The sequence below is a fragment of the Candidatus Tisiphia endosymbiont of Stenodema calcarata genome (genome assembly GCF_964030695.1).
Lineage (GTDB): Bacteria > Pseudomonadota > Alphaproteobacteria > Rickettsiales > Rickettsiaceae > Tisiphia.
Map to the genome: position 1 here is coordinate 687,537 of NZ_OZ034911.1, position 16,491 is coordinate 704,027.

At 32.7% G+C, this 16,491-nt stretch carries 13 protein-coding genes and 1 other RNA gene; 6 read left to right on the forward strand and 8 right to left on the reverse strand.

What is annotated here, in order from left to right; all coding sequences use genetic code 11:
* Positions 1–109 precede the first annotated feature (109 nt).
* Together trmD and rplS are read left to right on the forward strand one after the other, a co-directional pair.
* Positions 110–826 carry a tRNA (guanosine(37)-N1)-methyltransferase TrmD gene (trmD, locus tag ACQH1W_RS03190; RefSeq protein ID WP_341763408.1) on the forward strand — a complete coding sequence of 239 codons (717 nt, stop codon included), beginning with the start codon at positions 110–112 and terminating at the stop codon, positions 824–826.
* The gene (gene rplS, locus ACQH1W_RS03195; RefSeq protein WP_341747533.1) at positions 826–1,251 is read left to right on the forward strand and encodes a 50S ribosomal protein L19; all 426 of its coding nucleotides are present in this window, start codon (positions 826–828) and stop codon (positions 1,249–1,251) included. Before trmD ends, rplS begins: the two co-directional genes overlap by 1 nt.
* A gap of 11 nt (positions 1,252–1,262) precedes the next feature.
* On the opposite strand, the gene recN is transcribed toward rplS, so the two are convergent.
* The 5 genes from recN to rseP form a co-directional block, all read right to left on the reverse strand.
* Positions 1,263–2,975 (reverse strand): DNA repair protein RecN, encoded by a 1,713-nt coding sequence (recN, locus tag ACQH1W_RS03200; protein WP_425361172.1) that lies wholly within the window; start codon positions 2,973–2,975, stop codon positions 1,263–1,265.
* A gap of 80 nt (positions 2,976–3,055) precedes the next feature.
* The gene (locus ACQH1W_RS03205; protein WP_341763353.1) at positions 3,056–4,117 is read right to left on the reverse strand and encodes a hypothetical protein; all 1,062 of its coding nucleotides are present in this window, start codon (positions 4,115–4,117) and stop codon (positions 3,056–3,058) included.
* Positions 4,118–4,350: 233 nt separating this feature from the next.
* Positions 4,351–5,130, reverse strand: a complete 780-nt coding sequence (locus ACQH1W_RS03210; protein WP_375333052.1) for an outer membrane protein assembly factor BamD — start codon at positions 5,128–5,130, stop codon at positions 4,351–4,353.
* Positions 5,131–5,354: 224 nt separating this feature from the next.
* Complete coding sequence (gene bamA / locus ACQH1W_RS03215) at positions 5,355–7,667, reverse strand: outer membrane protein assembly factor BamA (RefSeq protein ID WP_425361173.1); 2,313 nt, start codon at positions 7,665–7,667, stop codon at positions 5,355–5,357.
* 193 nt (positions 7,668–7,860) lie between these two features.
* Positions 7,861–8,928, reverse strand: a complete 1,068-nt coding sequence (gene rseP / locus ACQH1W_RS03220) for an RIP metalloprotease RseP (RefSeq protein WP_425361174.1) — start codon at positions 8,926–8,928, stop codon at positions 7,861–7,863.
* A 289-nt stretch (positions 8,929–9,217) separates the two neighbouring features.
* Here rseP and nusB point away from each other — a divergent pair, with 289 nt between their 5' ends.
* Positions 9,218–9,715 carry a transcription antitermination factor NusB gene (gene nusB / locus ACQH1W_RS03225; protein WP_375333050.1) on the forward strand — a complete coding sequence of 166 codons (498 nt, stop codon included), beginning with the start codon at positions 9,218–9,220 and terminating at the stop codon, positions 9,713–9,715.
* Positions 9,705–10,397, forward strand: a complete 693-nt coding sequence (locus ACQH1W_RS03230) for an RlmE family RNA methyltransferase (protein WP_425361175.1) — start codon at positions 9,705–9,707, stop codon at positions 10,395–10,397. Before nusB ends, ACQH1W_RS03230 begins: the two co-directional genes overlap by 11 nt.
* A gap of 43 nt (positions 10,398–10,440) precedes the next feature.
* Here ACQH1W_RS03230 and dnaJ read toward each other — a convergent pair whose 3' ends face one another.
* From dnaJ to ACQH1W_RS03245, 3 genes are all read right to left on the reverse strand, one after another.
* Positions 10,441–11,568: a molecular chaperone DnaJ gene (gene dnaJ / locus ACQH1W_RS03235; RefSeq protein ID WP_375333048.1), complete on the reverse strand. Its 1,128-nt coding sequence runs from the start codon at positions 11,566–11,568 to the stop codon at positions 10,441–10,443.
* A gap of 372 nt (positions 11,569–11,940) precedes the next feature.
* Positions 11,941–13,827, reverse strand: coding sequence for a molecular chaperone DnaK (gene dnaK / locus ACQH1W_RS03240; RefSeq protein WP_375333047.1), 1,887 nt, complete (start codon positions 13,825–13,827; stop codon positions 11,941–11,943).
* A 98-nt stretch (positions 13,828–13,925) separates the two neighbouring features.
* Complete coding sequence (locus ACQH1W_RS03245; protein WP_375333046.1) at positions 13,926–14,549, reverse strand: hypothetical protein; 624 nt, start codon at positions 14,547–14,549, stop codon at positions 13,926–13,928.
* A gap of 119 nt (positions 14,550–14,668) precedes the next feature.
* Here ACQH1W_RS03245 and rnpB point away from each other — a divergent pair.
* Together rnpB and ACQH1W_RS03255 are read left to right on the forward strand one after the other, a co-directional pair.
* Positions 14,669–15,070: RNase P RNA component class A (gene rnpB, locus ACQH1W_RS03250), an RNA gene on the forward strand.
* A 132-nt stretch (positions 15,071–15,202) separates the two neighbouring features.
* Positions 15,203–16,465 (forward strand): hypothetical protein, encoded by a 1,263-nt coding sequence (locus tag ACQH1W_RS03255; protein ID WP_425361176.1) that lies wholly within the window; start codon positions 15,203–15,205, stop codon positions 16,463–16,465.
* Positions 16,466–16,491: the final 26 nt, after the last annotated feature.

Consider the following 16,491-nt stretch of genomic DNA (forward strand, 5'->3'; position numbering starts at 1 on the left):
ACAATAAAGTGTTAGTGGATTCATATTGCCTAATTATATAAACTATAATATAAGTCAAATCAATTTTTTTATTTTAAAATTTCATCATATTTATTTAATTATTTATTACATGTCTTCATTACATGCATCAATATTAACCATATTTCCAGAAATGTTCCCTGGATTTTTGCAATATTCCCTTGCAGGGCAAGCCTTAGAAAAGGGTATTTGGTCTTATAATGTGGTTAATATAAAAGATTTTGGATTAACTAGGCATAAAAATGTTGATGATGAGCCTTATGGTGGTGGTAACGGACTGATAATGCGTCCAGATGTGGTGGGTAGTTGTATAGATCATGTTTTGTCTTCAAATCCTAATGCCAAAATATATTATCCCTCACCAAGAGGAAAGCTATTTAACCAAAATATTGCTCGTGAAATTATACAAGAAAAGCAAATAATAATTTTATGTGGTCGCTTTGAAGGGGTTGACGAACGTATAATTGAAGAGTATAATGTAACGGAAATTAGTATAGGGGATTATATTTTATCTGGTGGTGAGGTGGCAGCTCTTGCTATTCTTGATTGCTTGATTAGATTACTTCCGAATGTATTACTGAATCAAGACACATTGCAATCAGAATCTTTTGAGGAAAATGGAGAGTTTGCTGGATTGCTTGAATGTCCTCTGTATACGAGACCGGCAAAATGGAAAAGTAGAGAAGTTCCGAGTATTTTGTTGTCTGGTAATCATCAATTAATTAAAGATTGGAAAAGCAAGCAATCTTTAGAGATTACTAAAAAACGTAGGCCGGATTTATTAAATATTTATAGGAGTTTAAGGTAATGAATATTATTGAAGAGTTTGAACAACAGCAAATTCTGAAACTAACGGAAAATAAAAAGATTCCTGACTTTAAAGCAGGAGATACTGTAAAGGTTACTGTAAAGATAATTGACCGAACAGTTGAGAAAGATGGTAAGGAAAAATTACTAGAAAGATTTCAAATGTATGAAGGCGTAGTAATTGCTAGAAGGAATAGTGGTGTTGCATCTTCTTTTGTAGTTCGTAAGGTCAGTCATGGTGAAGGTGTGGAAAGACGATTTATGATTTTCTCACCAATTGTACATTCGATTGAAGTTGTTAAATATGGTGTAGTACGTCGTGCTAAACTATATTACTTAAGAAATCTAAGTGGTAAAGCAGCTAGAATTAAAGAAAAACTTCAAGTAAATCCTAATAAAGTAATTAAGAAAAAGGTGGTTGCTTAAGGGGAAGGGGGCTAAGGATGTAGAAGCTCTTTAGCTGCCTTCAAGCTCGCATCGGTAATAGATTTGCCTGAGATCATGCGAGCAAGTTCAGCTTGCCTCTCTTGAAGATTTAGATTTTTTACAGTAATTTTAGTACTTTCATTCAATTGTAGCTTGTTAACGACAATATGCTGATCTGCCTTACCTGCCACTTGCGGTTGGTGAGTAATTGTGATAACTTGGGCAATAGAGCTAAGCTTTTTTAGTTTTTCTCCTACTTTATCGGCTACGATACCACCAATTCCTGTATCTATTTCATCAAAAATAATAGTTTCCTTAAGTAGTTTATCAAAAAGACAAATTTTTAGTGCTAACATAAATCTTGATAATTCACCACCAGAAGCAATTTTATCAATAGGAGCAAGTTGCATACCAGGGTTAGTTGAGGCAACGAAACGCACATTATCGATACCATTATCTGATACCTTAGATAACATTACTTGAGAAGTATCCCTGTCTTCCAAAAAATGTTTATTGTCAGTTTGGCTTGCAATATTATCCTTAGAGACTATTTCTACTTTAAAAATTGCCTTTTCCATTTTAAGTTGTTCAAGCTCTTTTTGCATAGCTAACTCTAGGTTTTTGGCTATTTTAGAACGCTGATGCGATAAATTTTCAGCTAGTTCAAAATATTTTTTATGACCAGCTAGCTTGTTCATATCTAGGATTTTAACGTTATTAATTTTATCCTTCAGAGCATTTAATTGTTGGTTAGAATTGTCAACAAATTCAGGTATTTTATCGCAAGAGATATTATATTTTCGTGCTATGTCACGGATTTTAAACAGTCTTTCTTCCACTTCATCTAAGTTAAATTCATTTGTATCAAAGTTATTAATAATGTTTTGTAATTTTATACGTGCTTCTTCTAGACTATTATAACAATCATCCAAATTTAATGAAATAGAGGCAAATTCTTCATTTCCCTGTAAGTTACGGGCTATTAAACGTTGAACATTAGCAATGGACTTATTAATTTCAGGAGTTTCAAGATGTGATAATATATCTTGAGTTGCTTGTATTTCTTTATCACGATTTTGTAAACTGTGTCTTATAGTGGTAAGTTTTTCTTCTTCTCCCACTTGATAGTCAAGAGTTTTTAATTCCTTGGTTACAAAATTTAAATAATCTATCTCTCGTTCTATAGTATCTTTATCTTTTGTGACTTTATTGATTTCTTTAGTAGTTGCTTGTAAAATATTGAAATGCTTGGATAATTCAGCTCTTAAACCCAGAAGGTTTCCATAATCGTCTAGAATATTAATATGGGAGGAGGGGGTAAGAAGGGTAGTAGGGCTATTTTGTCCATGAAGTTCAAATAAATAATCTGCTACTTGTTGCAAGGTATTTACTGTCACCGCTTGATCATTTATAAGAAATTTTTTGCGGTTACCAGATTTTTGGATACGTTTTATCAGTAATTCTTGGTCACACTCAATATTAAATTGTTCCAAAAGCTTTTTTAAATCATTATTGAGAGTAAATGTTGTAGCAACCGTACAATAATCGCATCCATGTTTTATTACATTATCAGAGAATTTGTTACCTAAAGAGAACAAAATTGCATCTAGCAAAATAGACTTACCAGCTCCAGTTTCACCGGTAATCACACATAGTCCTTTCTCAAACTCTATCTCCAGTTCGTCTATCAAAATAAAATTCTTCACCGAAAGACTTTGTAACATTAGAACCTCTTGCATAACTCTAGTTCTGTTGGTGCTTTAGGCATCTAGGCTAGATTCAATGCCGTCTAATAAATTTAATCCTATGAATTAGGAAGGTTAATTCCATAACCATTTTTACACCAATTTTGCACTTCTTTAAATTTTTTTGAAAAATCTCCATCTAATTGAGATAATTTTTTATATTGGTTGTTATCAAGAATTAAAGGATCAATACCTCTGAATTTTGGTTTTATATTTATTTGACCCTTACCATATTTAGCTAGTCTAAAAGATTTTGCATCTTCTTTGCATTTATTTAATAAATTTTTTATAATTTTATCATTACTATTTTCTATTTTTTGCATTACATTTTGATCTACGCTAAAATGTAACTCATCTTTAGAAACTAGTTTTATTTTTATAGCACGTTTTAAGATTTTATGAAAATAATCATAAACTACAGCATTAAATGGGGCTCCCCATAATTCTTTAATTAAATATAAAGGAATCATTGCAAATTTCTTGGCAGTATTTTTATTAGTAAAAAACCAAACTCCATTATGGAATTTCAGATCATCTACTATTTCCTTTGCTTCTAATTTAGATATTTTATTAAGTATTACTGCTGTATGAATATTATATTGTATTCTATCAGCACAAAGATCAGGTAGTGGTCTTTCAAGAGCCGTATATTTTGGATCATCTGGATCAAGATCTTTTATCGTAATATTATATCTACTTATAATTTCATCTATTTTCATAGAACGTAAAAACCATAAATGAATAGTATCTTGATAGGACTTTTCTTGCTGCTCATGATAAAATAAATTGTCTCCTAAATGAGAAAAAACAGTGTGGGAAGTATCATGTAATAGCCCAGCTATTTGCTCAATTTTTGATACTTGTGCTTTTTGAAGTAATACAAATACCCCTATACTATGATCATATCTACTAAAATATGGAAGTAACCCTATATAAGGTGCGGGCCCAGATTGATCAATTAATTTTAATCTTTGCATTGCTTTACTGTCAATTAGTTCCTCTATCAGTGGATCGTCAACTACTACAGTATCCTGCCATATAGTATATAATTCTTTCTTAGCATAAGCAGAGAAACAAAATGAAATATAGAAAAAAAATAAAAAGTAAGCTTTTTTCTTCATAAAAATACCTAGATTGTTAAATAATAAATGATAAAGGCTTTATTCTATATAATGAAACTGTTGCAACAATCCCATAAGATATATAGAGCCTAAATAAGGTACTTATGCTAGAGAATTTATAGAAGAGGCAAAAAAAGCAAAAAACCGTAAGTGGCATGAAATATGCATTACAGACTTGAGTCCAAGAGCGACGTAAAATTTACCAGCAAAAGTAGAATTGTAAAAAAATTCTATTATTGAGATGGCGTTTTATTTGGTCCCTTTGGAAAGTTGTTAATAAACGGTTGACAATATTTATACCAGTTACTGTTTGGGTAGTTGTGACCAAGTACTGCAGCATATTTCTTCGCTTCAACGCTAAGTCCCAGCATTAAATAACTTTCCACTAAACGATAAAGTGCTTCTGGTATATGTGATGTAGTTTGGTAATTATCCACAATAAGCTGAAATCTATTGATAGCAGCTATCGGGTTATTTCTACTGAGATAATAACGACCTACGTCCATTTCCTTACCGGCTAAATGATCATTTACTAAATCAATTTTTAAAGATGCATCAATTGAATATTTTGTTTTAGGAAAAAGTTTTATAACATCTTCAAAACTTTCTTTAGCTAAAAAGGTTCTTGATTGATCAAGCTGTACATTTGAGATTTGCATATAATACGATAATGCCTTTAGGTAATACGCATATGCAATATCTTCATGCATTGGATGAAGCTTAATAAAAGTATCAAGTACATCTACCGCTTCCTCATACTGACATGCTAAAAATAAAGAATAGGCTTGCATTAACTCAGCTTGAGGAGTCATTTTATTACCAGGGTCTTGATAAAAAATTCTAGAAAATTCTTCGGCAGCTTTCAAATATTTTTGTTTTTCCAATAACACAAGACCATCATTGTATAATTCAGGAGCTGGAACAATTAAATCTTCATCTATCTTCTTAGTTTTACAGCTAGATAAAGCTAAGCAGGTAGTGATGGTATAAAATAATAATTTTGCTAATTTCATATAGAGCTTACAAATTTTTAGAACTTATTTTAAAACTTAATTTATACACGAAACACCGAGGATTATACAAGATTATTTTGAAAATTATTGTTTTTGACCTTGTGTTGTTGTCGTATAAAATTTTTTGCAATTCTTACTAATTTTGAGTTAACTTCTACCAAAGCTGGGGCTTTTGGCAACATTTCAACTGCTTTTTCATTAATTTTAGAACTCAGGTTACAATATTAAAAATGGGTAGAAAACTTTAGATGAAAAATTTGCTTTTCATCATAAGGTCTCTTTTTAATTGGCCAAGCCCAATCCATTCTGATAGGGGCAAAGCGAGTGACCCATATAAAACCTACCCCAACAGAAGCACGAAGTGACTTATCATTATAAAAACTATCAGATTTATAAATACTTTTAGAATTTAATCCTACACCCCAAAGACTACCAGCATCCATAAAAACAGCTCCAGTTAAATTAAAATCTTCTGGCAAACCAGTTGGAAAGTTGAGTTCTGTTGAAAATGTATAATATTTTTCTCCGCCAAGACCTTCATTTGTTGTTTTTTCTCTAGAACCTATTCCACTAGCAGCAAATCCTCTAAGGCTATAATCACCCAAATTAAACCGATCAGAAATTCTTACAGTTTTACCTCCTACACCCATAATACCACCGACACTACTTGAAAGTTTTAAAGTGAATTTATTATTGATAAAAGATTTAAAATATTTACCGTCTAGTTCATGTTTTAAATATTTATTATTACCCCCAACACCAGCAAATTCCTGAGTGCCGCTAATAACATAACCATTTTTAGGAATAATCCTACTATCAAGCTGATCATAAGTGATAGTATGTCCGATGGCTGATGTGATGAATTTTCCCATCTGTTCAGTTAAGAATATAGAACTTGAATTGCCTGGAGAGCTTAATACATCTCTCTTAAGAGTATAGTCAATTTCATGACTTAAGTCTTCCGCAATATCATAACCAAGAGAAGGTTTGAGTCCTATAGATTTTAACGTATAATTTTGATCTCCTTGTGAAAGAAATGAAGTCCCACGACCGCTATAATTATTGAAAACATTAAAACCTAGCGATACATCTTTATCAAGAAAATGAGGTTCGGTTATGCCACCATAGTAACTAATACTCTTTTTTCCTACTTGTACTCCAGCATTTAACACTTTTCCAGTACCAATTAAATTACGTTCCAAAAATGATATACGTCCAAATGATCCTCCTGCTGTGTTATAGCCAGCATCAAAACTAATTGAAGATGTTGATTTTTCCTCAACGTCAATATTAATATCATATTTGTCTTTTCGTGTTGTTGGTGTAACGCTAATAAGTACTTTTTCAAAATAATCCAAATTGCGTAGATTCTGATGACCTTTTTCTATATAAGAACGGTTAAATATATCTCCTTCAGAAATTTTAAATTCTCGTCTAATAACTTTATCTTCAGTTTTTAGATTATTCGTAATATTAATTTGATTAATAAATACTTTTTCTGCCTTATCTATCACGAATTTAATATCGACAGTATGATCAGGGTTTTTACTACTTATATCAGGGTAAACATTAATTCCTGGATAACCTTTACTTGCAAAATGTGAAGAGATTTTATTTGCTATTTTATTCAAACTATTAATATTAAATGTATCACCTGACTTAACATTAATATATTTTTTAATTTCATTTATATCAATATTAGGTAATTTATTGTCAATAGTAATGTTGCCAAAATTATATTTTGCCCCTTCTTCAATAGAGTAAGTGATGGTAAAATATTCTTTGGTTGGATTGAGTTCTGCTGTAACAGAAATAACACGAAAATCGGCAAATCCTACTGACTGATAGAATTCCTTTAACAATTCTTTATCATACTCTAAGCGGTCTGGATCGTAAGTATCATTTGTTTCTAAAAAGTTAAACCATCTTGACTGCTTTGTTAGGATAACAGATTGTAGTTCTGTACTACGGTAATTATTATTTCCACTGAAATAGATTTTTTTAACAGTTGTTTTAGGTCCTTCTGCAATATCAAAAGTAACTTTTACTCTGTCATTCTCAAGCCTTTCAATTTTTGGCGTTACGGTTGTAGAGAAACGACCTGAACGTTTGTATATCTCTTTAATTTTTTCCACATCTAGTTGGATTTTAGCTGGACTCATTGATTCACCAGACATAGTAAGCAATTCTTTCGATAATGAAGATGTTTTGATTTTAGAATTACCTGTAAACACTACTTTAGTAATAAACGGAGTTTCTGATACAGTAACTATCAAATTGCCACCATTGACTGTAATACTTATATTTTCAAATAGAGACGTTGAGTAAAGGTTTTTAATTGCTTCATCTCCTTTGGATGAAGTATACTCTTCTCCTACTTGAAGCTTTAAGTAATTTTCAATAGTCGAGTTTTCGATTATTTTATTACCTTGAATAGTTATTTTTTTTATATACTCAGCCGATAAAGCTGATGTATTATATAAAACAGTTGTTGCCAAAATAGCTAGTTTAATAGTTGATTTGACGTTTGTTTTCACAAGAACCTTCTTTTGTTTGGTTTTATAAGTCATATACTCGATGAAAATCAAGAATTGCGTTGTCGTCTTCAGGGATCGTAGGTAGCCACGTACTAAATGTACGCCTAGCACCTCGACCCTTTGACTCCTGCTACTATCATGATTTTGATTCTATCGTCTATCAATTTTTCATTTACGAGCAGTATACTAAAATTTAAAATACTAAGTTTTTTATATCATTTGACAAGGAAATTACAATAAGAAAAATAATTATCCCCATACCTAGTCTTAGTATAACATTTTTTATAGATGCACTAAGTGGTTTGCCAAATATTATTTGATATATTATAAATAATAAATGTCCACCATCAAGAACTGGAATCGGTAGCAAATTAAGTAAACCTAGATTAATTGATATCATGGCTACAAATAGTGCGAAATTTGCTACCCCTTGTTCTAAAGATTTCCCTGACTCCTTAGCAATGGCAATTGGTCCCCCAATCTCATTTAAAGATCTTGTACCCATTAACATTTGTCCAAAGTTTCTTAAAATTAAGTTGGAAATGTAAATAACATCTTTTGATCCTTGATAGATACTTTGGAAAATATTCATTTTTATAAAAATAGGTTCATTTTTAGCAATAACTCCTATATAAGGTTTTTTTATCTCAGGTTGATTATCCAATTTTTGACTAATCTCCTTTGGAGTTATAACAATATTAATAATCTCATCATGTCTTTCAACTAAAAGATTGATGGGTTTAGTCCCGCTCATGAATATATTTTTCTGTAAATCGACAAAACTATCAATTTTATTAGTGCCAATCATAATAACTTTATCATTTTCCATAAGCCCAGCTAGTTCAGCGGGGGAATTAGCCACCACTTCACCAATTACAGGAGCTATCTCTACTTGACCATGGGAAAAATAAATAGTTGTGAATATGAGAATGGCTAACAAGTAATTAGCTATAGGTCCAGCAGCTATAATTAAGAACTGAACCCATAGAGGCTTGCTAAGAAAAGCTAGAGGTCTATTATCCTGTGCATCTTCAAGTGTTGCAGGGTCAAATCCATAAATTTTAACGTAACCACCGAAGGGTAGGGTGCAAATTTTCCATTTTACGCCATCTTTGTCTATTTTAGAGAATAGTTCCTTACCAAAACCTATCGAGAATTCCTCAACCTTTACTCCAAATATTTTAGCTATGTAATAATGACCAAACTCATGAATAAAGACTAATAAGCTGATTGTTAGAATAAATCCGAATATTGATAACATACAACTCATTATTTTTTAAATAGGTTTACTAAATTATGCTTTTTTGCTATAGCTAATATACTCGATAATCAAGTTTTTCCTTAACCGTCATCGCGAGGCATCTTTAGATGCCGTGGCGATCCAGGTAAACAGCGAAGCTGTTTTTGTAGAGTAACGCTTCGTGTATCCTAGATTGCCGCGTCGCCGCTTTTTCGCGGCTTCTCGCTAATAGACGTATTTTTAAATAATTCTAAAAAACTTGATTATCGAGTAATAGATTAAATATGTTACCAATACATCAAAAATTTTTATGACCTCAACCAAGATTAGTACCAAAACGATAGCACGTATTGCTGCAGTACAAGCAATTTATCAGTATAAACCGGAGAATCCTGATCAAAACATAGACCGGATCATGCAACAAATTGTCCAATTCTATCAAGATGAACGAGTAGCTAATGATTTAACAACCAATTTCAATAAACCAATAAAAGTAAAGCTAAGTATAAGCTATTTTGAATTGTTAGTAAAGTCTGTAGTTCTAAATTTACCTCAAATTGATAAGATGATATCAAGGCATTTGACATCGGAATGGCAAATTACCAGCTTACCTATTTTGCTTCTTGCTCTCTTGCGTGTGGCAATTTGTGAATTACAATTTCTTCCAAATGTTCCAAGTAAGGTGGTAATTAATGAATTCACCGACATTACAAGTGATATGTTGAATGAGAACGAGGTTGGTTTTGTTAATTCTGTATTGGATAGAATTGCTAAAAAATCTAGCGAGATCATGTGTCATGACATCTAATATATTAGGGTTTAGAGGTAAATTTGTTGCCGTTAAAACTGCAAAAAAGCGTAAAAATTCGTCAAAAAAGTGGCTCACGCGCCAATTAAATGATCCATATGTTTCTAAAGCAAAGCTTGATGGTTATAGGTCTAGGTCAGCTTATAAGTTGCTGGAAATCCATGAAAAATTTAATCTGTTAAAGCCAGGGATGAAATTAGTCGATTTAGGTGCTGCACCAGGTGGATGGAGTCAAGTAGCTAGCAAAATTATTAAATCTGATGAATCTAGTGGTAATAATAGCATGATAATTGCAGTTGATTTGCTTGACATTGAGCCAATTATTGGTGTACATTGCTTACAAAAAGACTTTTATGCTGAAGATACCAAAGAGATTATTATAAAGATGCTCGATGGTAGTGCTGATGTGGTAGTGAGTGATATGGCTGCTAACACGACGGGGCATGCAACAACTGACCATATTCGGACTCTTGACTTATGTGAGCATGCCCTTGACTTTGCCTTAAAAATTTTAAGACCAGGGGGGCATTTTATTGCTAAAATTTTTCGAGGTGGTACGGAGAATAATGTGCTAAACAGAGTTAAACTTAATTTTCATAAGGTCAAGCATTTTAAACCATCTTCTAGTCGTAAAGAGTCAGTAGAGGTTTATTTAATTGCTTTAAATAAGAAATCTGAATGACAGTTAAGGAAAAACTTGATTATCGAGTAAAATGGATAAAATTTCATGACCATAAGTTTTTCATTTTATTAAAAAAACTAGCATCATCCTCATCTTTGTCGCTTGTAAATTCTTTATCCAGCAATTCTAGTAATTCTTTTTGTTTTTTAGTAAGATTCTTTGGTATCTCAATATGTATGTGGGCAAACATATCACCTCTAATGCTTGATCTAACCTTAGACATACCTTTGCCTTTTAACCTAAGTTGTTCGCCATTTTGTGTGCCAGCGGGTATTTGTAATTTTACCTTACCACCTTCTATATCTGGAACTTCTACTTCTCCACCTAAAACAGCTTTAATAAAGCTAATTGGGAGTCTGCAATGCAAATTAATTCCATCAACTTTATAGAGGTCATGCGGTTTAATAGTAATAAAAATATACAAATCCCCGTTATTGCCTCCTCGCACTCCGGCATCTCCTTCACCAGTAAGCCTTATTCTAGTACCTTCTTCAATACCAGCTGGAATATTTACTAATAAATTTCTATGTTGTGAGTAACGCCCCTGACCATGACATTTTTTGCATGGATTTTTAATTATTTGTCCTGCACCTTGGCATTTTGCACAAGTTTGTTCTAATGTAAAGAAGCCTTGTTGTCTTCTGGTAACCCCTTGTCCTGCACAAGCGTCACATTTGGTCATTCCGGCATTACTTTCTGAACCGTTGCCGTTACATGTTTGGCATTTTACTTCACTGGTAAAACTAATATTTTTGTCGATACCACGAAATGCTTCTTGCAAAGTAACTGTGATATCATATTTTAGATCTGAGCCTCTAATGGTAGTTGATGGTCGTTGTCTTCTTGTCCCGCCTCCCATAAAATCATTAAAAAACTCACCAAATATATCATTTATATCAGGTCCACTATTGTTATGTCTTCCAGCTGACGATGCTGCACCTGAATTCTGAAAGGCATCATGTCCAAAACGATCATAGGCAGCTCTTTTTTGTTCATCTTTTAGGATATCATAAGCACTGCTTATTTCCTTGAACTTTTTTTCTGCTTGTTTATCCTGTGTATTACGGTCAGGATGATATTGCATCGCCAATTTATGATAAGCTTTTTTTAGCTCTTCTTGGGTAGCAGTTTTACTAACCCCAAGTATTTGGTAATAATCTTTTGTCGACATAATAAGAATATCTGATTTTTAATTTAGTTTAAATTATCCTTTTTAGCAGCCTCACCATGAGGGGTGATGTCCACAACTGTTGAAAGTTAAAAAATCGTCATCGCGATGAGCTTTGTAAGCCCTAAACCGTCTATTAGCGAGGAGTCGCTGTAAGCGACGACGTGGCAATCTTGTGAAGAAGAGCTTACTTCATGAGATCGCCACGGCGTCTATCGACGCCTCGCGATGACGGTTTTTTAACTTTCAACAGTTGTGGGATTGCCACGCTCACGTACGTTCGCTCGCTAATAGACGGTTTAAGCCTTACAACAGCACTTTGCTAATAGACGATTTTTTAACTTTCAACAGTTATGGGGTGACATCCAAAAATTCCTACTTGTTACTGACATCTTCGTAGTTAGCATCAACTACTTTGTCATCATTCGTTTCAGGTTTTTCCTCACTATGATCATCTGGTTGAGATTTATACATAGCTTCTCCTATTTTCATACTACTAGCCATAAGAGCATCAGTTTTTGCTTTAATTTGCTCAAGATTATCAGACTCTAAAGCTGCTTTTAACTCTGTTATGCTATTTTCTACTTCTTGTTTATCACTAGCTGATATTTTACTATCATGTTCTTTTAGAGTTTTTTCTGTTGAATAAATTAAGCTATCAGCACTATTTTTAGCCTCAATTAATTCACGACGCTTTTTATCATCCTCAGCGTTTTTTTCTGCATCTTTTACCATTTGTTCAATTTCCGTATCGCTAAGACCTCCAGAAGCTTGAATAGTTACTTTTTGTTCCTTACCACTAGCTTTATCCTTGGCAGAAACATGCACTATACCATTAACGTCTATATCAAAAGTTACTTCAATTTGCGGTAATCCTCGTGGTGCAGGCGGAATGCCATCAAGATTAAATTGGCCAAGTATCTTATTATCAGAAGCCATTTCCCGTTCACCTTGAAATACCCTAATCGTTACAGCATGTTGGTTATCATCAGCAGTAGAGAATACCTGACTCTTTTTAGTCGGAATAGTAGTATTACGATCAATCAGCCTAGTAAATACCCCACCAAGAGTTTCAATACCTAAAGATAAAGGGGTAACGTCTAGCAATAATATATCAGTAACTTCTTTATTTAACACTCCTCCCTGAATAGCAGCACCTAGAGCCACGACTTCATCGGGGTTAACTCCTCTATGTGGTTCACGACCAAAGAAATCCTTTACTTTCTCAATAACTTTTGGCATTCTAGTCATACCACCAACAAGTACTACTTCTTGAATATCCGAAGCTTTTAGCCCAGCATCTTTTAAAGCTTTCTTACATGGTTCTATTGTATCATCAATTAATGTTGCCACTAAGGATTCTAATTTCGCCCTAGTAAATTTTATATTTAAATGCTTAGGACCTGAGCTATCAGCCGTAATATATGGCAAATTAACATCAGTTTGAGGTACAGATGATAATTCTTTTTTAGCTTTTTCAGCAGCTTCTTTCAGACGTTGCAAAGCTAAAGGATCTTTGCGTAAATCTATACCACTTTCTTTCTTAAATTCATCAATTAAATAATCTAGAATTCTAGAATCAAAATCTTCACCACCAAGGAAAGTATTACCGTTGGTAGATTTAACTTCAAATACACCGTTACCTATCTCTAAAATTGATACATCGAACGTACCACCACCAAGATCATAAACTGCAATTATTTTGCTCTCAGCTTTATCGAAACCATATGCTAAAGCGGCTGCTGTTGGTTCATTGATTATCCTTAATACTTCCAAACCAGCAATTTTGCCAGCATCTTTGGTTGCTTGGCGCTGTGCGTCGTTAAAATATGCTGGTACAGTAATGACTGCTTGTGTTACCTTCTCACCAAGATAATTCTCAGCTGTTTCTTTCATTTTTTGTAAAATAAAAGCACTAATTTGGCTTGGAGAATATTTTTCGCCCTTAACTTCAACCCAAGCATCGTTATTAGCAGCTTTTACTATCTTGTATGGTACAAGATCTTGGTCTTTTTTTACCATAGGATCAGAGAAACCTCTACCTATCAATCTTTTAATACCGTATAAAGTATTTTGTGGATTGGTTACAGCTTGACGTTTTGCTGAATCTCCAATTAATTTTTCACCGTCATTACCAAATCCTACCATTGAAGGAGTAGTCCTAACTCCTTCAGCATTTGCTATGACTCTTGGCTCTTTTCCTTCCATTACTGCGACGCAAGAATTTGTTGTTCCTAAATCTATACCTATGATCTTCGCCATATACACTCCTAATCCCAATTTAATAAATCAATTTGATAAGTTTTGATATAGTGTCTCCTCGTTTATTTTACAAGAGGTAGCTGTGAAAAAAAGTTATATCATGTCCTTATCACTGGAGCAGAACATTTGGACGAGTCACCTATTTCACTTTGTACATTTCTACGATTTTGAACACCCCTAATTCTCTCTTTATTAGAATTTTCTCTTACCTCGATTAATCCTTGTATAAGATATTTTAACCTAGAACTTTCAGTATAAAGGATCATATATTTAAAAAACTTGGTATATTTACCTACTAGCTTATTACCACCATTCCAATACATATCCTCAATCATCAGCATCTCGTTAGGTTTTAACTTATCCCAAGACTTGCCATAAATATTTTTTAGCTCTAGGCGATTAACAGCACTCTTACAATCATATATCATTCGAGATTGTTGTATTGTAATAGCTTTATCGCCATTATAAACTTTGTCAAATGATAAAGAACCTTGGAATATTGTCTGCCACACAATTTTTGCTCTTGGATTATCCATGTTAAAGCCTATCCCTATAGTGTTGTACCCCTTAATATCTTTATATACTTGTAATATTTCATTTTCATTACCTTTAATAAAAGTAAATACCATTTCTTGGTAAAATTGTAGATATTTTGGGTCAGAAAGATTTAATCCATATAATTTATCCCGTAATTCAGCGGCAAATTTTATACTCACTACCATAAATTTAACTTATTATCTTGAAAATATCAATAATAACAGGTTTTTAACTAGCACTAAGCATCCTAGAAGAATAATTTTAAATAATCATTGACGGAAAGATTATTTCAGAACATAATCACTTCGATGGTCGTGCAGTTGCGTAAATATCTATACTAGAATTTACGAGGAAAGTCCGGACTCTACAGAGATATGGTGCTGGTTAACGTCCAGCGGAAGAGTAATCTTTTAGGGAAAGTGCCGCAGAAAATATACCGCCAAACTTTGTTATCAAATTTTGGTAAGGGTGAAATGGTGTGGTAAGAGCATACCGGTAGGTTGGTAACAAGCTACGCATGGTAAACCCCACCAAGAGCAAGATCAAATAGGCATTACAGAACTTACGTGTTCCTAGGCATCTCTGACTAGAAGTAATGTGGGTGGATCGCTTGAGATAAATGGTAATATTTATCCTAGATAAATAACTGCAGTAGATAATAGAAATATTATTTATACAAAATCCGGCTTATAGACCATCATATTTGAAACCTCAGTTTTGGATTAAAATTAAAAATTTTAATCCAAAACTGGCTGGAATATCAGAATAAATTGTGAACATGAATTGCTGTACAGAGTTTTTGCGTAAATATTACCCTGTCATTTTGTGTTTATTTTTAATGTCTTTACATTTTGCCTCTGCCTATCCTGGTGGTATGTCATATGACAGTTTCGACCAATATGGGCAGAGTATTAATAAAAACTATTTCTCTCATCACCCACCGTTAATGTCAATGGTGTGGTCTTTACTTCACTATATTTACCAAGGTCCGCAGACGATGCTACTATTAAATTTAGCATTATTGTGGGGTGGAATATTATTACTTCTTTACGCTGATCAACAAAATAAATACAGATGGCTTTACTTATTAATACCATTTCTACCTAATATATTATCCCAATCTGGAACAATTTGGAAAGATGTAGCTTTTGCCTTTGGTAGTTTCTTTGTAGTAGCTACTTGTATTTTTTATACTTATCGCCGAAAACCTGCTTCTTTGTTGGTAGTTATTGGATTATTGTTAATTGTTTTTTATATTGTTGGTGTTAAATTTCAAGCACAATTTATAGCTCCAATTTTGATTTTGTTTGTATTGTCAATTTATCTTAAAACTAGCTTGTTAATAAGAATAATACTAACCTGCATCATTTCGCTATTAATAATATATGGTAATGCTAAACTTACTAAGCATTTTTCCACTGAAAGTCATTCAGAGCAATTACGTCAATTATTTGATATTGCTGGAGTAAGTGTTGCTATCAATAACGATGATTTAGTGCCAAAATATGTTAAAGAAGACCAAGATTTATATAGTTTTGAGAAGCTTAAAGTTCATTACACTCCTAGACGGGTTGATCCATTAATTTTTGCTGATACTAGGATTTATGCCTTTACAGCAGATCCTGTAAAGTTACAAGAAATGGAATCTGCTTATAAACAAGCCATTACTTACTATCCACTAGATTTTCTTAAACATCGTACAATGAATTTTGTTATGTTAATGAAAAACTGGGGATTCCATCATTACGCCTTTATTGAACTTAACGAAGCTCAAAAACATGGTATGGATATTAAAAAGAATTACTTAAAAAATTGGACAATTAAATATTTAAAATTATATCCAAAGATTTTAACAATAAATCTTATTAGTTTTATATTAATATTTGTATATTTATCTATTCTAATAAAGAGACAATCTAATAGTCCCGAGAAAGTTATTTTGGCATATATCGTAGCAATATCTATTGTTTTTTCAATAGTACTATTTTTTGCTACTATGGCATCCGATTATCGTTATTATTATGTTATAAGAATTTTAACATTATTTAGCCTGCCGATTTATTTGAAATTCAGGCAATCTAAAAAAAGATGTTATGTATAGCTAACCATAGTAAAATGGCGTCATTG